The organism is Cobetia sp. 29-18-1 (assembly GCF_029846405.1).
Lineage (GTDB): Bacteria > Pseudomonadota > Gammaproteobacteria > Pseudomonadales > Halomonadaceae > Cobetia > Cobetia amphilecti.
This window is the reverse complement of the sequence record NZ_JARWKS010000025.1, coordinates 1-24,206: the sequence shown is the minus strand read 5'-3', so window position 1 is coordinate 24,206 and position 24,206 is coordinate 1. Positions and strand designations below refer to the sequence as shown.

Sequence of the window (24,206 nt, the reverse complement as noted above, 5' to 3'; positions counted from 1 at the left end):
TTCTCTTGCCAGGCGGGGCCGGGTGCCAACCCTGCACTGGCTCGCGCTAGCGCAGAGCATCAGCCCATGAACTGGCCGCCATTGATATCCAGGTTGGCACCGGTGATGAAGCCGGATTTCTCGTCGGCCAGGAAGGCGACCGCACGTGCGATCTCGTCCGGCTGACCATAACGCTTGACCGGGATGGTCTCGCGGATCGATTCACGGATCTCTTCGGGGATCTTCATGATCATGTCGGTGGCGATGTAGCCCGGTGACAGGGTGTTGACGGTAATGCCCTTGGTCGCGGTTTCCTGCGCCAGCGCCATGGTCAGACCATGCATGCCCGCCTTGGCGGCCGAGTAGTTGACCTGCCCGAACTGGCCCTTGCGGCCATTGATGGAGGAGATGTTCACGATGCGGCCGTACTTGTGCTCCAGCATGTCATTGATGACGGCACGGCAGGTGTTGAAGACGCTGTCGAGGTTGCAGTTGATGACTTCGCGCCACTGCTCATAGCTCATCTTGCGCATGGAGGTATCACGCGTGATGCCGGCGCAGTTGACCAGTACCGCGATCGGACCGAAGCGCTCGCGGATTTCGTTGACGCCTGCCTGACAGGCTTCGAAGTTGTCCAGCTCGATGCCGGACAGTGCGATGTTCTCGAAACCGGCAGCGCGCTGTTCCTCCAGCCATCCTTCTGCCTTTTCCTTGTTTCGGTAACCCGCAATGACCTGATACCCCTGGTTCGCCAGCTCGCGGCAGATAGCGGAACCAATGCCACCGGTACCACCGGTAACCCATGCGACGGGTGCTGTTTGTGTCATCTTATTGTGTCTCCCTAATCCTGGAACGTCCTGTGTCCTTGGCTTGGGCACAGCTTGGCGAATCTGCGGACACCCCCGCCCTGAGAAAACGAGAATGCCTGCAACGACAACAATGACCCGCGTCTCTAACAGCCTGATGACAATCGTGCACTCTGTGACGCCTGCCATCCGCCTGCGCGAGGCGCGTCACCCTCAGTATGGACAGGATGCAGCGGGAATGTATGTAGCAGATCTCTCACACAAGATGCCGATAATCGCTCGAGGGGCGAAGACGGGTTGGTGACGACTCACCGGACACGAGAAGTTTGCGTCAATTACGGGATAACGGTTGACGCAGCACTGTATATCCTTATACTACGCCCCACGTTGATGCGGGGTGGAGCAGTCTGGTAGCTCGTCGGGCTCATAACCCGAAGGTCATCGGTTCAAATCCGGTCCCCGCTACCACTGACAAGTCGTTGCCTATCAAGGTAATTGCCGGTCAGACACCAACGTAATGTTGCGGGATGGAGCAGTCTGGTAGCTCGTCGGGCTCATAACCCGAAGGTCATCGGTTCAAATCCGGTTCCCGCTACCAACCTCTGATGCGTCAGAGTTGGAGCAAAGGCAGTACCCAGTGTTGCGGGGTGGAGCAGTCTGGTAGCTCGTCGGGCTCATAACCCGAAGGTCATCGGTTCAAATCCGGTCCCCGCTACCAAGAATTCGAAAGGCCTGATGCCATGCATCAGGCCTTTTTCGTATGCGTGAAATTCCTGTGCGATGATGGCGAGGAAGCCGGTTCACGGGCCTGGCTACCCCTATCCACACCAGGCCTCTTCACACCTGGCCCTTCACACTCATCACGTCAGTCCCAAGGGAGTGCCTGCATGCGCCACTGGCTGGTCAAGACCGAACCCGATGCCTTCTCGCTGGATGACCTGCGCCGCGAATCACCGGCGCTCTGGGATGGCGTGCGCAACTATCAGGCGCGCAACTTCCTGCGCGAGATGCAGCTCGGTGATGTCGTGCTCATCCAGCACTCCAGCTGCAAGGTGCCTGCGGTGGTCGGACTGGCCGTCGTCAGCGAACTCGCCCTGCCCGACCCGACGGCCAGTGACCCCGAGCACAAGGGCTTCGACCCACGTCAGGTGGCAGATATCGATGCCGACAAGCCTCCGCGCTGGGTCGCCCCGCGTCTGAGCTACCTTCGCCCGCTGCGCACCACCCTGCCCATCGCGCGCCTGAAGGCCCGGCCCGAGCTGGCGGATAGCCACCTGGTGCGCCGCGCACGCCTGTCCGTGATGCCGCTCAGCGAGAGCGAAGCCGCCTGCATCGCCAGCCTGGCCGGCGACACCCTGCTGCCGTGAACCGACGCGCCCGGGACGCTCGCGCGAGGAAGTGTCCGGCAGCGCCTTGAACTCCACTGCGACGGGCCGCATCATCAGGCCAACCGGCTCGCGCGCGAGCCTTGAATCGCAGACAGAATTTCGGGGCATGCACCATGATCATCGATCCCAATACCGGCCAGCCACTGACCGGCAATGACACCACCGCCGCCCAGCCACAAGGGGTGGTCGGCGGCGGTGCCGCCAGTGCACCGCGCCAGGCAGAAGACGCCAACACCTACATCATCGATGTGGACATGAGCAATCTTCAGCAGGTGCTGGAAGCCTCACAGCAAGTGCCGGTACTGCTGGATTGCTGGTCGCCGCAGAGCGAGCACTGCCTCGTCCTGACACCGATCCTCGAGAAGCTGGCACGTGAATATGCGGGCGGCTTCATCCTGGCCAAGCTGAACGCCGAGGAACAGCAGGACATCGCTGCTCAGCTGGGCGTGCGCTCGGTGCCGGACGTCAAGCTGGTCATCCAGGGCGGTCTGGCAGGCAACTTCACCGGCGCACGTCCGGAAGCCGAGATTCGCCAGTTCCTCGAGCAGCACAAGGTCCAGCCGGCGGCAGGAGCAGGTCCCAGCCTCGCGGAGCAGGCGGCCACTGCACTGGAAAGCGGCGACCTCGTCACCGCCAAGGCGCTGTATCAGCAGCTGGCGCAGGAATCCCCCGAGACACCGGAATACCGCATCCACCTCGCCTCGGTGCTGGTCGCCGAAGGCAATGGTGAAGAGGCCCGTCAGCTGCTGGACTCCCTCAAGCCGGAAGACCGTGACGGCGCCCAGGCGCGTGGCGTACGTGCGCGCATCGACTTCATCGCCGAGGCACCGTCTCCCGAAGAGGTGCAGGCGATGATCGAGCGGGACGACAGCGAAGCCCGCTACCAGCGCGCCATGCGTGACCTGGCGGATGGCCATTACGAGCTGGCGCTGGATGCCCTGATCAGCCTGGTGAAGACCGATCGCCAGTACGGCGATGATCTGGCACGCAAGACGCTGCTGCGTGTCTTCGACGCCCTCGGCGCGACCCATGAGCTGACCGTGCGCTTCCGGCGCCAACTGTTCGCTCTGATGTACTGATCGTGCTGGTGCGCTGATCGTACTGCTGATCGTACTGCTGATCGTATCAATGAGTTGATCACGCCACGCAGACGACAAGGCCCCGCCTCCGGTAAAGGAAGCGGGGCCTTGTCATTGAGGGCCTGCCGTCGCGCCGATTCAAGGGCTAACGACGGCTCCAGCCCTTGAGAAGCGAGGGGCGAGCACGCGATTCGCGCACGCTGGGCGGAAAGTCCACCTCTAGTTCCTGGCCCGCAGACTTCACGGCGTCTGGCGCAGACGGGGTGGCAGATGACGCCGCGGGCGCACGGCAGCGGGAAGATGGCGGCGATGAACGCGCCAGGCGCAGGCTCCCGCCCTGACAACACCATTCACGACAGGCCGTCACGCCTGCATCCCTGCTTGCTGGCCGCCCCTGTCGCGGCGTCTCTGCCACCTCATGTCTCATCGTCGCATCTCCTGATGACAAGCCCCTCCCGATGAGCGGCCTAGCTTCAGATTTGACGATAATGATTCTCAATTCAAGTTTGCGATGAGCGATAGCTGCCAACGAAACGCCGCAGGCTGACCCAGATCAATTTCGCCTCTCTACCGAACTCAGCCTTTCTGCAGTCGCTCATCCATCTGCTGCAGCGCCTTCTCCAGCTGCACGCGCGTGGTACCGTAGTTCAAGCGCACGAAGCCCGGCCAGCCGAAGTCTGCGCCATCCGACAGCGCGACATCGCATTCCTCGAGCAGGGTCTGCTGCGGAGACTCCCCGAGCCCTGCCTTGCGCATATCCAGCCAGGCCAGATAGGTGGCCTGCGGGCGCGACATGCTGACGCCGTCCCAACGTGCCACATGGCTTTCCAGCAGATCGAGGTTGTCACGCAGCACGCTCAGCAACTCCTGACGCCACGGCTCGCCCTCGCGCCACGCCGCTTCGGTCGCGGCCATGCCCAGCACATTGGTATCGGGCATCAAGCCATTGGCGGCGCCGGTGAAGCGTGCACGCAGCTTGGGATCGGTGATCACCGCGCAGGCGAACGTAAGCCCGGCGGTGTTGAAGGTCTTGGAGGGCGCCCACAGGGTCACGCAGCGCGCCGCCAGTCGCTCGTTCAGGCTGGCCAGCGGGATATGGCGGGCCGTCGGGTCCACCACCAGATCCGCATGCAGCTCATCGGAGACCACCAGCAGATCGTGACGCTCGACCAGCTCCGCCAGCGCCTCGAGCTCTTCCTCGCGCCAGACGCGGCCGGTAGGATTGTGCGGGTGGCACCATAGCAGCAGCTCGGTCTCGGGCGTGATGGCCGCTTCCAGCGCCTCCAGATCCAGACGCCAGGGGCCGCCTTGCGTCTCGGGCTCTGCCAGCGGCGCCATCTGTGCCAGTCGCCCGGTCTTCTGGGCCACCTTGAGGAAGGGCGGGTAGATCGGGGTCGTCGTGACCACGCCCGCGCCGGGAGAGGTCAATGCCAGACTGGCCAGGTGCAAGGCCGGCACCACGCCCGGCAACCAGACGATGGCGTCACGCGGCACCTCCCAGCCATAATGCTCGCGACTCCAGTCACACAGGCTGTCATCGAGGCCCTCCGACGGCTTGGCATAGCCGTAGACCGGGTGCGCCACTCGCTCGGCCAGCGCTCGCGTCACGGCGGGCGGGGCGCTGAAGTCCATGTCGGCGATCCAGAGGGGCATGACGTCCGAGGCGTAGCGATCCCACTTCTGGGAAGGATACTGGCGTCGATCGAGCGGGGTGATGAAATCGAATGGCAAGATGGAGTCTCCCTGTGGCGGGCAAATTTGGCAGGCAACGCGAGCAGTGCTCTCGACTCACGCCGCCCGAGGGCGGCGAGAAGAATACCTGTGGACCAACTACAGCATAAGGCTTTGTGCATGTCTGAAGACACCTTTTACCCACAGGCCCAGCGCGGGCTGCCCGGCCTGTTGCGTGCCTGGCTGACCCATGGCCGCGGCGACAGCGAGCGTCTCGCCGTGCTGCTGGCCGATACCGCGCGCGTCGCAAGTCTTGGCCAGCCCGCCAGCAATCCCGATGGCGAGACGCTGGAGCAGTGGGCCGCCGAGGGCGGTGCGCCGCTGTGGGCACCCAAGGCAGCGCTGTTCCTGTTGATGCAGATGCCGGCACGCCCGGTGCCGCAGAGCCCGGATGATGCCTGCGCCTGGGCCTATTGCTGGTTGCGCATGCGCGAACACGACAGCCCCACGGCCGCCCTGATGGCGCTGCCGGAACACCTGCGTCAGCCGCTGGCCTGGCCCATCGAAGCCGCCTGGCAAGACCTGACGCATCAGCGGCTGATCTAGCCGCGCTCGATTGTCGAGCGCCCGCAGCGCTGTTGGTGAGCAGCGCTGCGCTTTTCTCTACTCTGCTCTCCTTCCTCACCGCCCTCTCCTCTGCTTTCCCTCCCCTGCTTACCCTCTCTTGCCTGCTCTATTTCCTTGTACGCTCCCGCCCGTCCCTGTCCGCTGCGCTCTATCTCTGCCCGCACTCTCCTTGCGGCTCCTTTTCCTTGCGGCTCCCTCTCCTTGCGGCTCTTACTCCTTGCCCCTGCGAAACTCCCTGGTCACATCCTCTTCACTCCCGCTCCCCCCTGCCACTGATGGCGATTCTGATGGTGACCCTGCTGGCCCCCTCATAGGGCAGCTCGTCCCGCTCTCGGCATTGCTGACAGCCATGGGTAGCAGTTTTCTCAGCGAATATCGTCACCACCGGCTAATGGCGTAGCGGAAACCTGAGTCTCGTCAACGCGTAACTGACGCCATTTCGTTTAATCATCGTTTTGTGAAGCGATACACCCGAAGGGATTTCTTGTGTGAGCGAGGAGTAAAGTTCTTTCAACCGCAACGAAACGGTAATTCAACAAGAATCCGCTGGCGCGACACGACGACCAGCAAGCTTCAGGAGAAGCTCCATGACCACCTCCCTGATTGTCGGACTGGATGGAACCCCGGGCGGCGACAGTGCCATTGCCTATGCCAAGCGCGTCGCCTCTCTGGTGGGCGCGGAAACCAGGATCATTCTCTGCTACGTGGTCGAATGGTCGCCCTACAGCTTCAACACGCCGGAGGAGAACGCCCAGCGTGCCAGCCGCCGTGAGAACGAGATCAAGCTGGCCCGCGAGCGTGTGCTGGCGCCTGCCATCAGCGAGCTGGAAAAGGAGGGCTATCAGGTCGAGGGGCGTGTCCGCCACGGCGATGCCGCCGAGATCCTCAGCCTGCTGGCGCGTGAAGTGAATGCCGAGCAGATCATCGTCGGCCGCAAGGGGGAAAGCGTGCGCTCACGCATCTTCGGCAGCGTCACCGCCCATCTGATTCAAGAGGCCTCGGTGCCCGTCACCATCGTTCCCTGAGATAGGCGCCTCCCGCACCCGCCGCCTGCAGAGATTCGCACCAGACAATAACGACAATTCGCTTTTCGAGGTTACCTCTCATGAGTCGATTCCGCTCCCTGGCCCCCTGGGCTGCCGCGATGGCAGCCCTCATGGCCGCAAGCTCTGCCCGTGCCGAAGGCATGGACCAGGCCATCAGTGACATCGTCGGACCGATCGTCAATCCGATCGTCTCGACCATCTTCTATTCCGTGCCGGTGGCCGGCACCCAGTTCCCGCTGATCGTCGGCTGGCTGATCATCGCGGCCGTCATCTTCACGCTCTATTTCGGCTTCGTGCAGTTCCGCCTGTTCGGCCATGCCATTCGTCTGGTCAAGGGCGACTACACCGACCCGAAGGATGAAGGCGAGGTGTCCCACTTCCAGGCATTGGCCACGGCGCTGTCCGGCACCGTCGGCCTTGGCAACATCGCCGGCGTCGCAGTCGCCGTCTCGCTGGGCGGCCCGGGCGCGACCTTCTGGATGATTCTGGCCGGTCTGCTCGGCATGGCCTCCAAGTTCTGTGAATGTACGCTTGGCGTGAAGTACCGCAACGTCAATGCGGATGGCTCCATCTCCGGCGGCCCGATGTACTACCTGTCCAAGGGCTTCGCGGAAAACGGCAAGGCGGGTCTGGGCAAGATTCTGGCGATCTTCTTCGCCATCTGTGCCATCGGCGGCTCCATCGGCGGCGGCAACATGTTCCAGGCCAACCAGTCCTATCAGCAGGCCGTCAACGTCACCGGCGGTGATGCCAGCTTCCTGGTCGGCTACGGCTGGCTATTCGGTCTCGTGATGGCCGCCATCGTCGGCATGGTCATCATCGGCGGCATCAAGTCCATCGCACGTGTCACCGAGAAGCTGGTGCCGATAATGGCTGTCATCTACGTGATCGCGGCACTCATCATTCTCGGCTTCAACTTCAGTGCGATTCCGGCCGCCTTCGGCGCCATCATCGAAGGTGCCTTCGCACCGGTCGCGGTCGGCGGCGGTATCGTCGGCGTGCTGATCCAGGGCTTCAAGCGTGCTGCCTTCTCCAATGAAGCCGGTATCGGCTCCGCGGCCATCGCCCACTCTGCCGTCAAGACCTCCCAGCCGGCGACCGAAGGGATCGTCGCCCTGCTCGAACCGTTCATCGATACCGTCGTCATCTGCACCATGACCGCACTGGTCATCGTCATCACCGGCGCCTATCAGGTCGAAGGCCTCGGCGGCGTCCAGCTGACCTCCTACGCCTTCGAGACCGCCTTCCCCTGGTTCCCGTATGTGCTGGCCCTGGCAGTGCTGATGTTCGCCTTCTCCACCATGCTGTCCTGGTCCTACTACGGCCTGAAGGCCTGGACCTACCTGTTCGGTGAGAGCAAGGGCTCCGAGATCGTCTACAAGCTGATCTTCCTCGCCTTCGTGGTCATCGGATCCTCCATGAGCCTCGGCCCGGTCATCGACTTCTCCGACGCCATGATCTTCGCCATGTCCATCGCCAACATCATCGGCCTCTACTACCTGATGCCGGTCGTGAAGCGTGAGCTGGCCCAGTACATGGCCAAGCTGAAGTCCGGCGAGATCGCACCGGTCGACAAGGAGGCCAAGCGCCAGAACGCGTGATCCCCATCACGCCCAGGCGGGCCTGACACAGCCGTCAGCCGCCGCATGACCCAAGCCCCTGCCCATCGGCAGGGGCTTTTTCGTTGTCGATCATGCAATTCCGTGCATTGGACGGCTGAAACCACCCAAGTCGGATTGCCGCAACGCAGCGCAATGGGTAGGGTGTGGCGCTCACTGGCCACACTGGCCGGAACCCGTATCAACGAGGACGTCTCATGCTCGCTTCCATGCATGCCATGGTGCTGCGCAATCCCGGCCCGGATGCCGACTTCGTGGCGACCGAATGCCCGCTGCCCACTCCCGGCTCCGGCCAGGTGCGCATTCGCGTCGCTGCCTCCAGCGTCAATCCACTGGATCTCAAGCTGGCCAGCGGCCAGGTGCCTCTCCTGCCGCCAGCACCCTGCGTGCTGCACGGCGACGTGGCCGGTGTGATCGATGCCGTCGGTGATGACGTGCTGGCCTTCTCGCCCGGCGACGAGGTGCTCGGCTTCGCCGGCGGTGTCGCCGCTCATCCGGGCGCGCTGGCGGATTACATGCTCGCCGATGAGCGCCTGATCACCCGCAAGCCGCGCCGCCTGAGCTTCATGGAAGCCGCCGCGTTGCCGGCAGTGTTCATCACCGCCTGGCAGGCACTGGTGGAGCGTGGCCAGCTGGAAGCGGGACAACGCGTGCTGATCCACGGCGGCGCCGGTGGCGTCGGCCATGTGGCATTGCAGATTGCCCGTTGCATCGGCGCGGAAGTCGCCACCACGGTGTCCAGCGATGACAAGGCCCGGGCGGCACGTGACTGCGGTGCGGACCACGTCATTCGCTACCGCGAGGAAGCCGTGGCCGATTACGTGGCCCGGCTGACGGGGGGCGAGGGCTTCGATCTGGTCTTCGACTGCGTCGGCGGCGACAACCTGGCCGCCAGCTTCGCCGCCAGCAAGCTGGGCGGACGCATCGTGACCATCAATGCCCGCACCACGGTGGATCTCTCGCCGCTGCACGCCGGCAGCCGCAGCCTGGAAGTGCTGTCGATCCTGCTGCCGCTGACCGCTGGCATCGGGCATGAGCAGCAGCGCCAGGCGCTGGGCAAGCTGGTGGAGCTGGTCGAGGAAGGCGAATTCAAGGTGCGCCTCGATGAGCGCCAGTTCGACTTCAGCGAGGTCGCCGAGGCCCATCGTCATCAGGCCTCCGGCAAGGCAGTGGGCAAGATCTCGCTGGTGCGTCGTCAGTTCTGGGACGCCGCCCAATGAGCGCAGCGCTTCAGGGTGAGCTGGGCCTGCAACTGCTCAAGCTGCTGATCTCGGTGGCGGTGGTGATCGGGCTGTCATTGATCGCGGAGCGCCTCTCGACGCGCATGGCCGGGCTGCTGTCCGGCTACCCGCTCGGCACGGCCATCACGCTGGGCTTCATCGGCGTTGAGATCTCCCCCGAGTTCGCCGGCCAGAGCGCCGTCTACACTCTGGCCGGCTTCTCCTCGACGCTGGCGCTGGGGGTCGGCTACTGGCTATGCGGGCGCGCACAAGGACTGCGCGGCGTCATCAACGGCACTCTGGGCGGCCTGCTGGGTTGGCTGCTCGCCAGTCTGGTGCTGGCGCAGTTCGAGTTCACGCGTGTCAGCGGCGTGATCGTGACGCTGATCGCCATCGTGCTGTGCATGCGCCTCTATCGCGGCGTACCGGAGAGCACGGCGCGCAAGTCGCCCTTCTCCTGGGTCTCGCTGCTGGCGCGCGCCGGACTGGCCGCCGGCATCGTGTTCGGCATCACCGCGCTGGCCCATCTGCTGCCGCCCTCGTGGGCAGGTCTGGTGGCGGCCTTCCCGGTCACCATGTACCCGCTGCTGGTGATTCTGCATCTCACCCAGGGGCCAGTGGCCGTCGCGACCGTCATCAAGCACTACCCGGCCGGCCTTGGCTCGCTATTGTGCTATGCGCTGGTGGTCTCGCTCAGTTACCCCGGCATGGGGGTCGGCCTGGGCACCCTGCTCGGTTTCATCGTGGCGACGGCGTGGCTGGGCGTGTTCACGCCGTTGCAACGTCGACTAGCCTCACGACGTACAGCCAGCGCCTGAGCTTCCTGATAGGCTGAAATGCCGCATGGATGCCCAGGAGCGATGACATGTACTTCAAGACGCTGGAACCGGCCTTCTACGACACCGATGCCCTCGGGCACGTCAACAACACGCGCCTGCCGGCCTGGTTCGAGTGGGCGCGCAATGACCTGTTCCGCGTCTTCGTGCCGGACCTCGACCCGCGCAAGTGGCCGCTGATCATGGCGCGCATCGAGGTCGACTTCCTCGCCGAGCTGCAATACGGCCAGCCGGTGGAGATTCGCACCTGGCTGTCGCGTCTCGGCGGCAGCTCCTTCACCGTGACCCAGGAAGCGTGGCAAAGCGGCGTCTGCGGCGCGCGTGGCCACTGCGTGCTGGTGCAGTTCGATCATCATGCCAAGCAGTCGCTGCCCATCGAGGGCGAGCTGCGCGCGACCCTGGTCAGCCATGTGCACGAGCACACCGACAGCGCCGAACTGGATGTCCCCGCCCTGCGCGAGGCCGCCCGGGCACTCGGGACGCACAGCGCAACCTCCGAAGGGAGCGTGCCGGCATGACACCCGCGCTCAAGCTGCTCAAGGGCAAGCCGCACCGCACACTCGAGTATGCCCACGACCCACGCGCCCCCGCCTATGGGGAAGAGGCCGCCCGCACGCTGGGGCTTGATCCCGCCCAGGTCTTCAAGACCCTCGTCTGCCAGCTGGAAGGCGGCAATGCACGTCAGCCGCTGGTGGTTGCCGTGGTGCCGGTCAGCGGTACGCTCGATCTCAAGGCACTGGCACGCGCCTGCGGGGCACGCAAGGCGGCGCTGGCCGCGCATGAGGCCGCCGAGCGTGCCACCGGCTATGTGGTTGGCGGTATCAGTCCACTGGGGCAGAAGAAGCGCCTGCCACTGTGGGTCGATGACAGCGCCGCGACGCAGGCGGAAATCTTCATCAGCGGCGGCCGTCGTGGACTGGAGATAGCGCTCGCCCCCGCGTTACTGTGTGAGCTGGGCAATGGCCAGTTCGCCCCGCTGGCCCGTGACGAATGATAGCCACGGGCGTGGCACACCATGACGAGCACCCGCCACAGCACCGCATCAGCGAGGAGGCCCGATGGGCATTCGCTACAGCAAGTGGATCTACCCGGACATGACCGAGCTGCATGCGCAGGTCGAGGCGGCGCTGGAGCACTGGTTCAGTGAGCGCTTCGCCGACTACCCGCACATCAGCTTGCCGGGCCTTGACCCCTACGATTATGATGGCTGGTTCAATCGTCTGGCCCCGGAGCTGATGGCGCGCGGCAGTGACTACTGCGAGCGCGAGTGGCATGGCTATGTGCCGAGCCCCCAGCAGCTCAACCAGGCTTTCTTCCGGGCCGTATCCCGGTCCAACAAGTGTGTGCTGGAGCCTGACCGCAAGCATGGTGATCCTGACCAATCATAGTCCCGACGCACGGGAGCTCGAGATCATCGAGCGCCAGCTCGGGCGCAAGCCGCGCGGCATCCAGGCCGTGGCCGCCACCGATGGCGAGGGCACTCCGCTGGTGCTGCGCATGCATTCGCTGGTGGACGGCAAGCCCTTCCCGACCCTCTACTGGCTGTGCGATGAACGCCTCAAGATCTCGCTGTCACGCATCGAGGCCGAAGGCGTCATCAAGGGGCTGGAAGAACGCCTCAAGACCGACGAGGAACTGCTGGCGCGCTATCGTGCCAGCCATGAGGCCTACGTCGCCGAACGCTGGAGCTTCATGAGCGAGGCCGAGCGCAACGCCATCGAGTCCCAGGGCTTCACCGACCTGATGCGTGAACGTGGCGTCGGCGGTATCCGTGACTGGAATCAAGTGCGCTGCCTGCACACCCAGTACGCCCAGCATCTCGCCTACGCCGAGGGCAACGCCATCGGTCACTGGGTCGATGCCCATTACGACGTGCTGTCCGAGCTGCCCTGAGCCCTGGCGACGATCGATCCGATGCCGTCGGCTTGAATACAGAAGACGAAGAAGCCCGCCAATTGGCGGGCTTCTTGCGTTGGGACGGGCGTCAGATCTACAGCGAGTGCGCGAAGACCAGCGCGATGCACAGCGGGCAGATCAGGCGCACGTACCACGGCCAGATCTTCCAGAACAGGCTGGACTCGATGTCCGGCGCCCCGCTCTGGATCTCCTTGAGCAGCGCATGGCGCGACATCGCCCAGCCGACCAGCAGGCACATCACCAGCGCGACCAGTGGCTGGCTGTACTGGGTGGTCAACATGATCACCAGGCCGAACAGTGCCCCGAAGTTGGCGGCGATGGTCAGGCTGATGGCCATGATGGTGGCACCGACGGCCAGGGTGGCGGCACGCCGACCCAGCCAGCCACGCTCGACCACGAAGGATACCGGCACTTCCAGCATCGAGATGGAAGAGGTGATGCCCGCCACGCTCATCAGCGCGAAGAACGCCACCATCAAGACGTCACCTGCGCCGCCCATCTGGCCGAACAGCGCCGGCAGCGTGTCGAACAGCAGAGTGTCCGAGCTCTTGAGCAGGCCATCGGCATCGAAGATCTCGACGCCCAGATGACGCGCGGCGTACATGGCCGGAATCACCAGCAGGCCGGCGAGGAAGGCGATGCCGACATCGATCAGCGTCACCAGTACGCCCAGACGCGGCAGGTTCTGCTCCGGCCCCAGATAGGAGCCGTAGATCAGCATCGCGCCCACGCCGAGAGACAGCGAGAAGAACGCCTGGCCCATCGCGCTCAGCATCAGGTCGGCATCGAAGATGCGGTCCCACTGCGGCGTCAGGTAGACACTCAGGCCTTCATCGGCGCCCGGCAGGGTCAGCACGTAGCCGATCAGACCGACCAGCAGCATCAGCAACAGCGGCATCAGACGCGTGGACCACTTCTCGATCCCGCCGCGCACGCCGCCGACCACGATCGCCATCGTCAACGCGAGGAAGACCGCCGTCAGCGAGACATTGCGCGTGAAGTCGAAGGTGGTCAGCCAGCTGGCGGCGGAGCTCATGCCCAGCGCCTCGCTGACCGGTGCGGCGGTATAGCCCAGCAGCCAGCCCGCGACGATGGCATAGAAGGCCAGAATCAGGCTGGCGGTCAGCATGCCCGCCCAGCCCGCCAGCGCGCCGAAGCGCTTGGTGATGCCTCGACCGAGACTCATGCTGGTGACGATGTTGGCCTGACCATGACGGCCGATGACAAGCTCAGCCATCAAGGCCGGCCATGCCAGCAGGAAGGCCAGCACCAGATACATCACCACGAAGGCCCCGCCTCCGTTGTTGGCCGTCTGGGACGGGAAGCCCCATACGTTGCCAAGTCCTACTGCCGAACCAGCGGCGGCCATCAAGAAGCCCAGCCGACTGGCAAAGCGTCCGCGCACCTGCGCCATCTGCCTCTCCTGCCTTGTTGTTCCGCGTCCGTCGAAGACGACGTCGCGATGAGTCCACGCTCGCCGAAGACGACGTCGCGATGAGTTGGGGTGCATCCCGATGCAAGCTCACGGGGCGCCAGCGCCCGCCAGCCGTCGCCTGCGGGGGCGGCAAGGGTAGCAGAGCAGGCCCGCGAATGCAGGCGACAACGCCGAAAGTCAGCACGTGCCCGCGTTGGCCACGGGGCAATGCCGAGTTCCTCACCGGCGTCATAGCGTCGCCGCACAACTCGCGTAGGATAGGAAGGACATGACATCAAGGCACGGCAGCCAGCAGTGAGCGCCGCCGAGAAACATTCAGGAGAGCAACATGCATCGCATCTGTGTCTATCTGGGCTCCCGCGAGGGCGTCTCCCCACAGCACCGCCAACTGGCCGAAGCCCTGGGCACGGCCATCGCCGAGCGCGGCTGGGGACTGGTCTACGGAGGCGCGCGCGCCGGGCTGATGGGGGCGTTGGCAGATGCCGCGCTGGCAGCGGGCGGTGAGGTGATCGGCGTGATCCCCCAGGCACTGGTACGCAACGAGAAGGCACATACCGGTCTGACGCGCTTGATCGAGGTGGCGGACATGCATGAGCGCAAGGCGCAGATGGCCGCACTGGCGGATGCCTTCGTGACCCTGCCCGGCGGGATTGGCACCCTGGAGGAATTGTTCGAGACCTGGACCTGGCAGTATCTGCGCTTTCACGCCAAGCCGATCGCCGTCCTCGACAGTGACGGCTTCTTCGCGCCCCTGCTCGAGTTTCTGGACCGCACCGTCGAGGCGGGCTTCCTCGATGCGGACACTCGCGCACGCCTGATCAGCGAGCGCGAGATCGCGCCCCTGCTGAAGCGACTGGCGCCCGAGACGTAAGGCTTGAGACGTAAGGCCTGAGACCTGACAGGCTGTCGCGTCACTCCCCATCAAGCGCATGACGCCAGCGCCATGGGGAGTGACTCTGCGAGCGGCCGTCTCAGCTCAACGCGCTATCTCAGCAGCGCGCCACCTCAGTTCAGCGCCGTCTCGCCAACAGCCTCAACGGCATCCTCCGAGGCGGCCTGCTGCTGAACGGTTTTGCCGATATAGCGCGCCCGCTTGCTGGCGGTGACCTGCTCGACATCGACCATCACCAGGCCGTCGATGCAGTAACCGAAATCGGCGTCGACACTGAAATCGAGGAAACGGGTGCCACCGGGCTCGGTGACCTCGGCGTACTGCTTGTAGAGCGTCGGCACCGTCACACCCATCGCATCCAGCTGGGCACGCAGGCGGCGGAAATCGCCATCGGCGTCCTGACCATCGAACAGGCGCTCCGCTTCATGGGCGGCGCTGCCCGGCACGCTCTGGGCAACCGGTGCCCGCGCACGCGCCAGCCCCTCATCATCCCCGTAATAGTGACGGTAGTAGCTGACGATCAGTGCCCTGGCGGCCTCCGGATAGCTGTTGGAGAGCGTGACCGGGCCGAACAGCCAGCGAATCTCGGGATGACAGCGCAGATAGGCGCCCAGCCCCTGCCACAGGTAATCGAGGCTGCGCCGCCCCCAGTAGCGCGGCTGCACGAAGCTGCGCCCCAGCTCCAGACCGTCCTGCATGCGCTCGAACATCTCGGGCGTGAAGCGGAACAGGGTCGGGCTGTAGAGCCCCTTCTCGCCATGTGCCGCCATGATCTTGCGTACCTCTCCGATGCGATAGGCACCGGCGATCTCGAGATCGGCGTCATCCCACAGCACCAGATGCCGGTAGTGGGCGTCATAGCGATCGATATCGCGCCGCTCGCCGGTGCCCTCGCCGACCCGCCGGAAACTGATCTCGCGCAGTCGCCCGATCTCGCGCATCACGCTGGAGCCGGGGAAGGCATCGAACAGATAGATCTTCTTGCCGTCGCGGGTCTCACCCAGCAATTCACAGGGCGTCAGTTCCTCACGCAGCGCCTGGCGCTCCTCGGGATGGCCGATGGCCTTCTCGGTCACGAACAGGCCACGCTTGCCGCGCCCGATGCGATACAGGTGCTTGCGCAGCAGACGCGTCTTGGCGTTGGTATTGAGGGCATCACTGTCGAGGCGCTCCAGCGGAATCAGCTCGCCGATGCGCAGCTTGAGCTGCCGCTCGCGCTGGCGAAACATCTCATGCGCCAGCAGGGGTGTGCCGAAGCTGCGGTTGATCGACGACAGCGCATAGAAGAGCGTCGAGTTGCGCCCGCTGACGTGGATAGGCAGCACCGGCGCGTTGGTCTTGCGCGCGAAATGCAGGAAACCCGACAGCCACTTGCCATCGCGTGGCCCGGTCGGGCCTGCACGCGAGACCTCGCCGGCCGGGAAGATGATCACGGCCTCTTCATTCATCAGCGCATCGCAGATCTGACCACTGCTCTTGCGATAGCCACGGCGACTGAGGTTGTCCAGCGGCAGCAGCAAGGGTGCCAGCGGCTCGACCTTCATCAGGATGTCATTGGCGACGATCTTGACGTCGCGGCGCACTTCGCCGACCAGCTTGAGCAGCGCGAGGCCATCCAGTGACCCCAGCGGATGGTTGGCGACGATGACGACACGCCCGTAGGCCGGAATGTTCTCGCGCTCCCGCGAGGACACCGAGTAGCCGAAGGAGAAGTGATCGAGCACGCGGTCAATGAAGTCGAAACCGCGCTGGTCCGAGTTCTCGCCGAGGAAGGCATTGATCTCGCCCTCGTGCACCAGGCGCCGCAGCATGGCCAGAGCTGGCCGCCGGATCAGCGGGTGACGCTTGGCAAAGGCAGGATACTTGGCAGCGATGACGCGGGCAGTATCGATCATGCTCTCTCCTTGGCCGCACGGAGTGCGGAACGCGATGTCTGGATCATGGGGCTTGATATCACGTCAGGTTCGCGCCACTTCATGACAGATGCGTCACAGTCCCCGTACAGTGAGATGACAGTCGCCCACGTGATCCGCGGCCGATGCGCCCCGGCACGGAGATCATCCGCGTACGAACAGGCAGCGCGACTGCCACGCCAAGGAGAGAGCGAATGTTTGCGATAGCCGTCGAGAATGAATCACTGGTCTGGCAGGAAACCGAGGCCCCGCACGGGATCGCCTCGGATGAGGTGCGTATCGAGGTGGCCTGGGCCGGCGTCAACCGCGCCGACCTGATGCAGCGCGCCGGCCAATATCCACCACCCGAAGGTGCCAGTCAGATCCTGGGACTGGAGGTCAGTGGCACCATTCGCGAGGTCGGCCGCCACGTCGAGCGCTTCAAGGTCGGTGATCCGGTCTGTGCACTGCTGTCCGGTGGCGGCTATGCCGAGGAAGTGGTCGTCAACGCCCTGCAGGTGCTGCCGGTGCCGGAGGGCTATAGCCTGCGAGACGCCGCCGCGCTGCCGGAGATGTTCGCCACCGCCTGGCTGAACCTGTTCATCGAGGGCAACCTCAAGCACAAGGAGCGCGTGCTGCTGCATGCCGGTGCCAGCGGCATCGGTACCACCGCCATCCAGCTGTGCGGGCTGTTCGGGCATCCGTGCTTCGTGACCGTCGGCAGCCAGGAAAAGCTGGAGACCTGCCTGCGCCTCGGCGCGGATGCCGGCTGGAATCGCCACGATGGCAGCTTCGTGGAGGCCGTGAACGACTGGGGCGGCGCCGACATGATTCTCGACCCGGTGGGCGGCGGCTATCTGGCCGACAATCAGCAGGTGCTGAAACAGGATGGCCGCATGGTATTGATCGGCCTGATGGGCGGGCGCATGGATGAGCTGGATCTGGGTCGCATGCTGATGAAGCGTCAGCGCCTGATCGGCTCGACCCTGCGGTCGCGCTCCCCCGATGGCAAGGGCATGGTGCTGGATGCGCTCTACGTGCATGTGTGGCCGCGCCTGGCGCGGGGTGAGCTGCGCCCGCATATCGACAAGAGCTGGCCGATCCAGGAAGCCGATGCCGCGCATGCCTATGTGCAGGACAACGCCAGCACCGGCAAGGTGTTGCTGGCGGTGACGGGCGCCTGAGCCTCGTCATGGCGCTGATGACATCAGCAGCATGAAAAAAACGGCAGCATGAAAAAGCGGCAGCCCACTGGGCTGCCGCTTTTTTGGCTTTATTGGCGCTATCTCGTGCTCACTGCTCCGCCTGACAACATCTGACCTGACAACACCCGGCCTGACAGCAGTGTCGCTCATGCCGCCAGGCGTAGACCCCGAGGCACCTGGCAGAGGCTTATTCGCTACGCCCGATCGACTGGGCTTTCTGCCAGGTGAGTTGCAGCAGACGGGCGTCATCTCCGGCGCGATGGCGCTGGATGCCACCCTCGGCGATCACCGCTTCCTTGAGCTCCGCCCAGCAATTCAGCTGCTCCTCATCGAGCAGCCGTCTGAGCGCCTCGAGACGAAAGCGCGGCAGCATGCCGGCATGATAGAACAGCAGCGAGAGCCAGGTATTGTCGTAGCCCCAGCTGTCGCTGTAGGCGATTCCGGCCTCACCCAGCTCATCATTGACCCACTGCGCCACCTCACGCACTGGCCGCCCTTCGCGTGCCAGCCGTGCCCGTGAGATGCCGTGCAACAGCTCCGCCTTCGGGTCCCAATGCACCCACTCATCAAGAGGCTGTATCAGGAAGGCGCAACTGCTGCCGTCGGCACGCGCCAGCCCGATCTCGATCGGATAGCTACCACGGCCAAAGCCGGAGGCTTCAATATCGAGCAGAATAGGCAGCGTCACACGAATCTCCCAAGGTATCTCAGGCAGACAGGGCCCGGGCGAGAAGAGGTTGAATGTCCTCAGGTTACGGGAATTGCCCCCTGCTTGGCGAGTCCTGAGCGCGACGCTGTCAACGCAGGCATCAGGTCGATCTGCTCCATCACGCTGGCATCACGTTCAAGAGACGCGCGCGGGAGGGCCAGAGACGACAACGCCCTCACGAAGAGGGCGTTGTCAGTGGCAGCGAGGGCAGCACATCAGCTGGTACATCAGTTCAGTACATCAGCTCAGTGCAGGTCTGCCTCACCACCCGTGCGGGCGTGGGCTTCCCACTGCTCGGCCTTGTGCGGGCAGACCGCCAGACCGAGGGAGCCTTCACGATAGGCACGCGCCAGGCGCTGGGCCGCGAGAGCATGGCGGCACTCGGCGGCACGTGCGTACCAGGTCACGGCCTTGGCCGGATCGCTCTGATACTGGGCACAGCCATACTCATAGATACGCGCCGCCTGATACTGGGCATGCACGTCGCCGGCCTGCGCGGCCTTGATGACGAAACGCGCGCCCTTGGCCTTTTCCTGAGCGGAGTTGCCGCGCTGGAACAGCATGTGCCCGTACAATGACAACGCACCGGTGTGACCGGCATTGGCGCAGTGATTGAACAGACGCATGGTCAGACGATGCTTCTGCTGAGAGCCGGACAGCCAGGAGGCGTGGAACAGACGCTCCGCCAGGCGGTATTTCAGTCCAGTCATCAGGGTTGGGGCCTGCGGCATGACGAGTAACCTTGATACAGAATAAGAGGGGTGACGCCGTGTCCTGGCCCGATCCTGAGCCCGCGACGCTATTCTCCTTGCCAACACTGTCAGTTTGCCCTTGCGGGCGGCCTAGAAAGACTGCTCCCCTGACAGCGGGGCGCCAAGCATACTCGCGCAATCGGGGGGACTCAAGCCCGCCTTGTGGGTTTTTGTTACGCTGCTAATATGTGCGCCATCCTTGGGGTAAAGTACGCGCGCGAACCGCGCGCCACGCGCGTGCTGGAAGCACTCGTCCTGCCCGCAATATTGACACCTACCCGATAGGGGAATCCTGCATGCAACGTAGAGCTCTTGGCCGTACTGGCATCGACGTCAGTCTGCTATGCCTTGGCACCATGACCTTCGGCGAGCAGAACAGCGAAGCCGATGCCCACCAGCAGCTGGACCGCGCGCTCGACGCTGGCATCGATTTCATCGATACCGCCGAGATGTACCCGGTGCCCCCGAATGGCGAGACCCAGGGCCGTACCGAGGAATACGTCGGCAGCTGGCTGGCGGCACGCGGCAATCGTGATCAGGTCAAGATCGCCACCAAGGTCACCGGCCCGGGCATGGATTACCTGCGCGGTGGTTCGCGCCTGACGCGTGAGCAGATCATCGCCGCCTGTGACGACAACCTGCGTCGCCTGGGCACCGATTACATCGACCTCTATCAGCTGCATTGGCCGGACCGCAAGACCAACTTCTTCGGCAAGCTGGGCTACCAGCCGACCGAAGAGGAAGACATGACGCCGCTGGAAGAAAGCCTGTCGGCACTCGGCGAGCTGGTCACCGCCGGCAAGATTCGCGCCGTCGGCCTGTCCAACGAGACGCCGTGGGGCGTGATGCAGTGCCTGAATCTGGCCGAGCGCCTGAACCTGCCGCGCGTGGCCAGCGTCCAGAACCCGTACAACCTGGTCAACCGCAGCTTCGAAGTGGGCCTGGCCGAATTCGCGCACCGCGAAGATGTCGGCCTGCTGGCCTACTCGCCGCTGGCCTTCGGCACCCTGTCCGGCAAGTATCTGGACGGCGCCCGTCCGGAAGGCGCTCGCCTGACGCTGTTCGAGCGCTTCCAGCGCTACAACGCCGAGCCGGCTCAGCACGTCATTGCCTGCTACGTGGACATCGCGCGTCGTCACGGCCTGAACCCGGCCCAGATGGCCCTCGCCTTCGTCAACACTCGCCCGTTCCTGACCAGCAACATCATCGGTGCCACGACGATGACCCAGCTGGAAAGCAACATCAAAAGCCTCGAGGTGGAGCTGAGCGAGGAAGTGCTGGCCGAGATCGAGATGATCCACAACACCGCGCCCAACCCGTGCCCCTGAATCGCCACTGACCCGTAACGGATACACAACCCCGACAGGCCGGTCATCATGACCGGCCTGCTCGTGACCAAGGACCCCTCATGAATCCCGCTGAATTGAGCATGATCCTCATGGCTGTCGCCGCCGGTGCCATGATGCCGATTCAAGCTGGCGTCAATTCCACGCTGGCCCTGCAGACCCACAGTTCGCTCATGGCTGCCATGGTCAGCTTCGTGGTCGGCTCGATCGCGCTGGTCGTCATCGTGCTGGCCATGCGCCTGCCCATGCCGGGCGTCGGTGCCCTCAAGGCAGCCCCCTGGTGGAGCTGGACCGGCGGTCTGCTGGGCGCCTTCTTCGTCGCGGCCAGCGTGATACTGGTGCCCAAGCTGGGCGCTGCCACCATGATGGCGACCTTTCTGGCGGGGCAGCTGACGGCCTCGGTAGTGCTGGACCACTTCGGCTGGGCGACCTTCCCGCAGCATGACCTTTCGCTGGGGCGCGTGGCAGGCGTGTTGCTGCTGTTCGCGGGGGTCTTCCTGATCCGCCGCTATTGATGCCTCTGGCGTCACGCAGTGCAATCTATGGCCCCGATAGTCCTGGCGGACTCGGGGCCATCTTGTCTGCCTGATATACTGAGACCTTTCCCTGCCAGGAGGTCTACATGCTGAGTGTGATTTCGCCCGCCAAATCGCTGGATTTCGACAGCGCCCCCGTGACCTCCCGTCATAGCCAACCCGATTTTCTCGAGCAGGCTCAACCGCTGATCGACATCCTGCGCGAACAGTCGCCGCAGGACATCGCAAGCCTGATGAAGCTCTCCGACAAGCTGGCCGGCCTCAATGCCGCTCGCTTCCAGGAATGGCAGCCGCCCTTCACGCCGGATAACGCCAAACAGGCGGTGCTGGCCTTCCAGGGGGACGTCTATCAGGGCATGGCGGCGGATTCGTTCAGCGAGGAAGATTTTGAACGCGCACAACACAAGCTGCGCATTCTCTCCGGCCTCTATGGGCTGCTGCGCCCGCTGGACCTCATCCAGCCGTACCGTCTCGAGATGGGCACGCGTCTGAGCAACCCGGCCGGCAAGGACCTCTACGCCTACTGGCGCAAGACGCTGACTCCGGCACTGGAGCAGGCGGTGGAAGACAGCGGCACGCCGATACTGGTCAACCTGGCCTCCAATGAATACTTCAAGGCCATCGATGCCAAGGCGTTCCGCCACCGCATCGTGACGCCGGTGTTCAAGGACGAGAAGAATGGCCAGTCCAAGATCATCAGCTTCTACGCCAAGCGTGCGCGCGGCCTGATGAGCGCCTGGATGCTCAAGCACGATATCGAGACAGCCGAGGACCTCAAGGACTTCGACGTGGCCGGTTATCGCTTCTCCAATGCCGCCTCTGAGGGCGATACGCTGGTCTTCACGCGCAGTGAGGCCGACGCGGTACGCGCCTGATACGTGACCGGCGGGTCACTTAACGCCTCATTCGCCCAGCCCCGGGAAAGTCAGATGTTCTGCGGCACGCGGTTTGAGGTAACGGCGATGAATATTGCCGAACAGGACGTGATCTGCACACCCAAGCCATTCATACGCCACCATCTCGGCACTGACGATACTGGCGCCCGCTGCCTCGCAGCGGGCCACTCCCAGCGCCGCCTCCCGCGGGCGGCGGCTGGCGACACCATCGGCGACCAGCGCCACTCGATAGCCTGCGCCACACAGGGACAGCACGGTCTGCATCACACAGACGTGCGCCTCGGCACCACACACCACCAACTGGTCACAGCCACTCTGCTCCAATGCCTTGCGAAAGTCCTGCGCATCCAGCGCACTGAAACTGCGCTTGGTGAAGCAGCGGGTGCGCTCATTCAGTAGATGCGTCATCGGAGCACTCGCGCCCAACTTGTCGGGGCAGTGCTCGGTCAGCCAGACGGGAATTTCCAGCGCCTGGGCGATTCCGCCCAGCCAGATGGCACTGTTGATGGCCTCGGTTCCGCCACTCAGAACCGGCATCAGGCGAGCCTGGAAATCGATCAGCAACAACAATGATCGCCTCGCCATCAGGTGTTGAGACTTTTCGTCGTCCATTGGTCCTCCCACGACGATTCTAAGGCTAGAATGGAGCTTCCACTTACACGCTAGCGCATCCAAGGAGATCCCACATGCGCCATCTGTTCATCATGCTGATGGTCGGCTTGCTCGGCTTCGGTCTGAGCGTCGAACACGCAGAGGCCAAGCGCCTCGGCGGCGGCAAGAGTTTCGGTAGCTACTCACGATCCGCTGACAGCGGAAAATCCTCCAGCTCACTGTTTGGTAGCAACAAGGCCACCAACAGCAGCACCGCAGCGAAGTCCAAGCCCTCCAGCGGCCTGTCCAAGTTTGCCGGACCTCTGGCAGGCCTGTTGGCAGGCGGCCTGCTGGCATCGCTGTTCTTCGGCGGCGCCTTCGATGGTCTGCGCATGACAGACTTCCTGATCATCGCGGTGATCGCCTTCATCGCCTTCAAGTTCCTCAGCGCGCGCAAGAAGGCCGCCATGGCGAGCGGCGGGCCGGCAGGTAGTGGTGGTGGTTCCTCTACACGCCACGATGACCAGCCGCGCAATGTGCAGGCGCGTGAAGCGCATCAGGCGCAAGGCGAGTCGCTGGCTCCGGCCGGTGGTATCGGGGCAGGCCTGACGGGCGGTGCCCCTACCAGCGAACCGGCCTGGTTCGACAAGGAGCAGTTCCTCGGCGGCGCCAAGGAACACTTCATGACGCTGCAGCGCGCCTGGGACAACAACGACCTGCCGCGCATTCAGGAGTACGTCACGCCAGAGCTCTACAATCTGCTGCGTGAAGAGCGCGCTCAGCAACCGGCCAACAACCGTACCGAGATCGTGCGTCTGTTTGCTGAACTGGGCAGCGTGCAGGAGATTGGCAAGCAGGCGGAAGCGACGGTCCTGTTCCACGGCGTGCTGGATGAAAATGGCGAGCAGAACGAGTTCAACGAGACCTGGCACCTGGTCCGTGAGCTGCGTGATGGCGCCGATTGGCACATCCAGGGCATCGAGCAGAACAGCTAAGACGCTCCTCTCTCTGATGTGACCTTCACTCCGTGAGGGCCACATCAGATGCCAAAGCGGCCGGATGATCACTCATCCGGCCGCTTTTTTGTGTCTCGCTGCAGAAGGTCACCGGAGCCTTCGCAACAGTTCACCGAAGACCACAAAGGCATCGCCCGAATGACAGGCATAAAAAAACCGGCCACTGGGGAAGTGACCGGCGGATAGGCTGCTCGACTGCAAGGCAGGAGCGCCAGATCGCAAAAAGTCTGCTGATGGGATAGCACAGACAAGTTTCTAAGCAAGGGAACGTCGAAACTCACATACTCAGAGTCGCCGATTGAGCTTTAGTTCAGCCTGACCGTAAAAAACATGAGCAACCCTGAGGTGCAGAACCCGCGACGCCTGATCAGCCCCCACCATCAGTCGGCTGTACCCATGGTTTCAGCAAGGCTTGCCTACTCCTGGAAACTCCTCGTGCTCGACAAGCCCTTGTGGATAATTCAGGCGCCACTCCCAGATTCCGGTTGTCCACAGGCGGATCTCTGTGCGCTTCCCTTCCTCAGCAGGGCACCTTGCCCCCCTATGCACTGCCACAGACAGCACCGCCCCTGCAGCAAGGCGACAGGGGCGGTGCAGGACAAGTGCCTGACGAGCTTTTCATGACCGCCCTTGGTACAGGCCTCCCATGAGGTGGCCATCCATGGGCTTTTTACGCGCCAATTTTCCTGAGCACAACTTTTCTCACCACAAAGAGAACCGCCCCTGCAGCAAGGCTACAGGGGCGGTT

General features: G+C 63.9%; 23 protein-coding genes, 3 tRNA genes and 1 pseudogene. 20 read left to right on the top strand and 7 right to left on the bottom strand.

Features of this window, described 5'->3' with window-relative positions; all coding sequences use genetic code 11:
- Positions 1–59 precede the first annotated feature (59 nt).
- Positions 60–806: an acetoacetyl-CoA reductase gene (phbB, locus tag QD208_RS15910; RefSeq protein WP_279837404.1), complete on the bottom strand. Its 747-nt coding sequence runs from the start codon at positions 804–806 to the stop codon at positions 60–62.
- Positions 807–1,176: 370 nt separating this feature from the next.
- Between phbB and QD208_RS15905 the strand changes: the two genes are divergently transcribed.
- The 5 genes from QD208_RS15905 (at position 1,177) to QD208_RS15885 (ending at position 3,252) form a co-directional block, all read left to right on the top strand.
- A tRNA-Met gene (locus QD208_RS15905) sits at positions 1,177–1,253 on the top strand.
- Positions 1,254–1,306: 53 nt separating this feature from the next.
- Positions 1,307–1,383: transfer RNA gene (locus tag QD208_RS15900), tRNA-Met, on the top strand.
- Positions 1,384–1,426: 43 nt separating this feature from the next.
- Positions 1,427–1,503 (top strand) — tRNA-Met (locus QD208_RS15895).
- Between the two features lie 169 nt (positions 1,504–1,672).
- Positions 1,673–2,152 (top strand): EVE domain-containing protein, encoded by a 480-nt coding sequence (locus QD208_RS15890; protein WP_192839481.1) that lies wholly within the window; start codon positions 1,673–1,675, stop codon positions 2,150–2,152.
- A 134-nt stretch (positions 2,153–2,286) separates the two neighbouring features.
- Positions 2,287–3,252, top strand: a complete 966-nt coding sequence (locus QD208_RS15885) for a tetratricopeptide repeat protein (protein ID WP_043336518.1) — start codon at positions 2,287–2,289, stop codon at positions 3,250–3,252.
- 576 nt (positions 3,253–3,828) lie between these two features.
- On the opposite strand, the gene QD208_RS15880 is transcribed toward QD208_RS15885, so the two are convergent.
- Complete coding sequence (locus QD208_RS15880; RefSeq protein ID WP_153636641.1) at positions 3,829–4,983, bottom strand: PatB family C-S lyase; 1,155 nt, start codon at positions 4,981–4,983, stop codon at positions 3,829–3,831.
- Positions 4,984–5,103: 120 nt separating this feature from the next.
- Here QD208_RS15880 and QD208_RS15875 point away from each other — a divergent pair, with 120 nt between their 5' ends.
- The 9 genes and pseudogenes from QD208_RS15875 to QD208_RS15835 all read left to right on the top strand — a co-directional run bounded on the left by QD208_RS15875 (position 5,104) and on the right by QD208_RS15835 (position 12,164).
- The gene (locus QD208_RS15875) at positions 5,104–5,529 is read left to right on the top strand and encodes a hypothetical protein (protein WP_213114765.1); all 426 of its coding nucleotides are present in this window, start codon (positions 5,104–5,106) and stop codon (positions 5,527–5,529) included.
- A 608-nt stretch (positions 5,530–6,137) separates the two neighbouring features.
- Positions 6,138–6,575: a universal stress protein gene (locus QD208_RS15870; protein ID WP_043336528.1), complete on the top strand. Its 438-nt coding sequence runs from the start codon at positions 6,138–6,140 to the stop codon at positions 6,573–6,575.
- An 80-nt stretch (positions 6,576–6,655) separates the two neighbouring features.
- Positions 6,656–8,197: an alanine/glycine:cation symporter family protein gene (locus tag QD208_RS15865; protein ID WP_279837403.1), complete on the top strand. Its 1,542-nt coding sequence runs from the start codon at positions 6,656–6,658 to the stop codon at positions 8,195–8,197.
- Positions 8,198–8,412: 215 nt separating this feature from the next.
- The gene (locus QD208_RS15860; protein WP_279837402.1) at positions 8,413–9,435 is read left to right on the top strand and encodes a zinc-binding dehydrogenase; all 1,023 of its coding nucleotides are present in this window, start codon (positions 8,413–8,415) and stop codon (positions 9,433–9,435) included.
- A complete protein-coding gene (locus QD208_RS15855) occupies positions 9,432–10,253 on the top strand; it encodes a hypothetical protein (RefSeq protein WP_043336537.1) in 822 nt (273 codons plus the stop codon). Before QD208_RS15860 ends, QD208_RS15855 begins: the two co-directional genes overlap by 4 nt.
- A gap of 47 nt (positions 10,254–10,300) precedes the next feature.
- Positions 10,301–10,699: pseudogene (locus QD208_RS15850) on the top strand (thioesterase family protein); the annotation flags it as partial.
- An 86-nt stretch (positions 10,700–10,785) separates the two neighbouring features.
- Positions 10,786–11,265 carry an aminoacyl-tRNA deacylase gene (locus tag QD208_RS15845; protein WP_279837401.1) on the top strand — a complete coding sequence of 160 codons (480 nt, stop codon included), beginning with the start codon at positions 10,786–10,788 and terminating at the stop codon, positions 11,263–11,265.
- A gap of 64 nt (positions 11,266–11,329) precedes the next feature.
- Entirely contained in the window at positions 11,330–11,659 is a 330-nt protein-coding gene (locus QD208_RS15840) for a hypothetical protein (protein ID WP_043336543.1), read from the top strand.
- Positions 11,637–12,164 (top strand): DUF501 domain-containing protein, encoded by a 528-nt coding sequence (locus QD208_RS15835; RefSeq protein ID WP_279837400.1) that lies wholly within the window; start codon positions 11,637–11,639, stop codon positions 12,162–12,164. Before QD208_RS15840 ends, QD208_RS15835 begins: the two co-directional genes overlap by 23 nt.
- A gap of 97 nt (positions 12,165–12,261) precedes the next feature.
- Here QD208_RS15835 and QD208_RS15830 read toward each other — a convergent pair whose 3' ends face one another.
- Positions 12,262–13,602, bottom strand: a complete 1,341-nt coding sequence (locus QD208_RS15830; protein WP_279837399.1) for a sodium-dependent transporter — start codon at positions 13,600–13,602, stop codon at positions 12,262–12,264.
- A gap of 349 nt (positions 13,603–13,951) precedes the next feature.
- On the opposite strand from QD208_RS15830, the gene QD208_RS15825 reads away from it, so the two are divergent.
- Positions 13,952–14,494 (top strand): TIGR00730 family Rossman fold protein, encoded by a 543-nt coding sequence (locus QD208_RS15825; protein ID WP_043336551.1) that lies wholly within the window; start codon positions 13,952–13,954, stop codon positions 14,492–14,494.
- A gap of 134 nt (positions 14,495–14,628) precedes the next feature.
- Here QD208_RS15825 and QD208_RS15820 read toward each other — a convergent pair whose 3' ends face one another.
- Positions 14,629–16,410, bottom strand: a complete 1,782-nt coding sequence (locus QD208_RS15820) for a lysophospholipid acyltransferase family protein (RefSeq protein WP_279837398.1) — start codon at positions 16,408–16,410, stop codon at positions 14,629–14,631.
- A 212-nt stretch (positions 16,411–16,622) separates the two neighbouring features.
- On the opposite strand from QD208_RS15820, the gene QD208_RS15815 reads away from it, so the two are divergent.
- Positions 16,623–17,591, top strand: a complete 969-nt coding sequence (locus tag QD208_RS15815) for an NAD(P)H-quinone oxidoreductase (protein ID WP_043336555.1) — start codon at positions 16,623–16,625, stop codon at positions 17,589–17,591.
- A 208-nt stretch (positions 17,592–17,799) separates the two neighbouring features.
- Here QD208_RS15815 and QD208_RS15810 read toward each other — a convergent pair whose 3' ends face one another.
- Complete coding sequence (locus QD208_RS15810) at positions 17,800–18,306, bottom strand: hypothetical protein (RefSeq protein ID WP_107335865.1); 507 nt, start codon at positions 18,304–18,306, stop codon at positions 17,800–17,802.
- A gap of 260 nt (positions 18,307–18,566) precedes the next feature.
- Positions 18,567–19,052 (bottom strand): sel1 repeat family protein, encoded by a 486-nt coding sequence (locus QD208_RS15805; RefSeq protein WP_043336560.1) that lies wholly within the window; start codon positions 19,050–19,052, stop codon positions 18,567–18,569.
- A gap of 317 nt (positions 19,053–19,369) precedes the next feature.
- Between QD208_RS15805 and QD208_RS15800 the strand changes: the two genes are divergently transcribed.
- From QD208_RS15800 to yaaA, 3 genes are all read left to right on the top strand, one after another.
- Complete coding sequence (locus QD208_RS15800; protein ID WP_279837397.1) at positions 19,370–20,401, top strand: NADP(H)-dependent aldo-keto reductase; 1,032 nt, start codon at positions 19,370–19,372, stop codon at positions 20,399–20,401.
- A gap of 80 nt (positions 20,402–20,481) precedes the next feature.
- Positions 20,482–20,934 (top strand): DMT family transporter, encoded by a 453-nt coding sequence (locus QD208_RS15795; protein ID WP_043336565.1) that lies wholly within the window; start codon positions 20,482–20,484, stop codon positions 20,932–20,934.
- 107 nt (positions 20,935–21,041) lie between these two features.
- On the top strand, positions 21,042–21,830 hold the full coding sequence (gene yaaA / locus QD208_RS15790) for a peroxide stress protein YaaA (RefSeq protein WP_279837396.1): 789 nt from the start codon (positions 21,042–21,044) through the stop codon (positions 21,828–21,830).
- 27 nt (positions 21,831–21,857) lie between these two features.
- Here yaaA and QD208_RS15785 read toward each other — a convergent pair whose 3' ends face one another.
- On the bottom strand, positions 21,858–22,463 hold the full coding sequence (locus QD208_RS15785; protein WP_279837395.1) for an isochorismatase family protein: 606 nt from the start codon (positions 22,461–22,463) through the stop codon (positions 21,858–21,860).
- A gap of 74 nt (positions 22,464–22,537) precedes the next feature.
- Between QD208_RS15785 and QD208_RS15780 the strand changes: the two genes are divergently transcribed.
- A complete protein-coding gene (locus QD208_RS15780) occupies positions 22,538–23,437 on the top strand; it encodes a Tim44-like domain-containing protein (protein WP_225347379.1) in 900 nt (299 codons plus the stop codon).
- The last annotated feature ends 769 nt before the right edge of the window (positions 23,438–24,206 follow it).

Excerpts from the sequence above, each read along its gene's own strand:
- QD208_RS15815 (WP_043336555.1), top strand. The coding sequence starts at position 16,623 with ATGTTTGCGATAGCCGTCGAGAATGAATCACTGGTCTGGCAGGAAACC.
- QD208_RS15845 (WP_279837401.1), top strand. The coding sequence starts at position 10,786 with ATGACACCCGCGCTCAAGCTGCTCAAGGGCAAGCCGCACCGCACACTC.
- QD208_RS15885 (WP_043336518.1), top strand. The coding sequence starts at position 2,287 with ATGATCATCGATCCCAATACCGGCCAGCCACTGACCGGCAATGACACC.
- QD208_RS15800 (WP_279837397.1), top strand. The coding sequence starts at position 19,370 with ATGCAACGTAGAGCTCTTGGCCGTACTGGCATCGACGTCAGTCTGCTA.
- QD208_RS15840 (WP_043336543.1), top strand. The coding sequence starts at position 11,330 with ATGGGCATTCGCTACAGCAAGTGGATCTACCCGGACATGACCGAGCTG.
- QD208_RS15870 (WP_043336528.1), top strand. The coding sequence starts at position 6,138 with ATGACCACCTCCCTGATTGTCGGACTGGATGGAACCCCGGGCGGCGAC.
- QD208_RS15795 (WP_043336565.1), top strand. The coding sequence starts at position 20,482 with ATGAATCCCGCTGAATTGAGCATGATCCTCATGGCTGTCGCCGCCGGT.
- QD208_RS15865 (WP_279837403.1), top strand. The coding sequence starts at position 6,656 with ATGAGTCGATTCCGCTCCCTGGCCCCCTGGGCTGCCGCGATGGCAGCC.
- phbB (WP_279837404.1), bottom strand. The coding sequence starts at position 806 with ATGACACAAACAGCACCCGTCGCATGGGTTACCGGTGGTACCGGTGGC.
- QD208_RS15890 (WP_192839481.1), top strand. The coding sequence starts at position 1,673 with ATGCGCCACTGGCTGGTCAAGACCGAACCCGATGCCTTCTCGCTGGAT.
- yaaA (WP_279837396.1), top strand. The coding sequence starts at position 21,042 with ATGCTGAGTGTGATTTCGCCCGCCAAATCGCTGGATTTCGACAGCGCC.
- QD208_RS15820 (WP_279837398.1), bottom strand. The coding sequence starts at position 16,410 with ATGATCGATACTGCCCGCGTCATCGCTGCCAAGTATCCTGCCTTTGCC.
- QD208_RS15830 (WP_279837399.1), bottom strand. The coding sequence starts at position 13,602 with ATGGCGCAGGTGCGCGGACGCTTTGCCAGTCGGCTGGGCTTCTTGATG.
- QD208_RS15860 (WP_279837402.1), top strand. The coding sequence starts at position 8,413 with ATGCTCGCTTCCATGCATGCCATGGTGCTGCGCAATCCCGGCCCGGAT.
- QD208_RS15835 (WP_279837400.1), top strand. The coding sequence starts at position 11,637 with ATGGTGATCCTGACCAATCATAGTCCCGACGCACGGGAGCTCGAGATC.
- QD208_RS15805 (WP_043336560.1), bottom strand. The coding sequence starts at position 19,052 with ATGCCGCAGGCCCCAACCCTGATGACTGGACTGAAATACCGCCTGGCG.
- QD208_RS15875 (WP_213114765.1), top strand. The coding sequence starts at position 5,104 with ATGTCTGAAGACACCTTTTACCCACAGGCCCAGCGCGGGCTGCCCGGC.
- QD208_RS15785 (WP_279837395.1), bottom strand. The coding sequence starts at position 22,463 with ATGGACGACGAAAAGTCTCAACACCTGATGGCGAGGCGATCATTGTTG.
- QD208_RS15780 (WP_225347379.1), top strand. The coding sequence starts at position 22,538 with ATGCGCCATCTGTTCATCATGCTGATGGTCGGCTTGCTCGGCTTCGGT.
- QD208_RS15825 (WP_043336551.1), top strand. The coding sequence starts at position 13,952 with ATGCATCGCATCTGTGTCTATCTGGGCTCCCGCGAGGGCGTCTCCCCA.
- QD208_RS15855 (WP_043336537.1), top strand. The coding sequence starts at position 9,432 with ATGAGCGCAGCGCTTCAGGGTGAGCTGGGCCTGCAACTGCTCAAGCTG.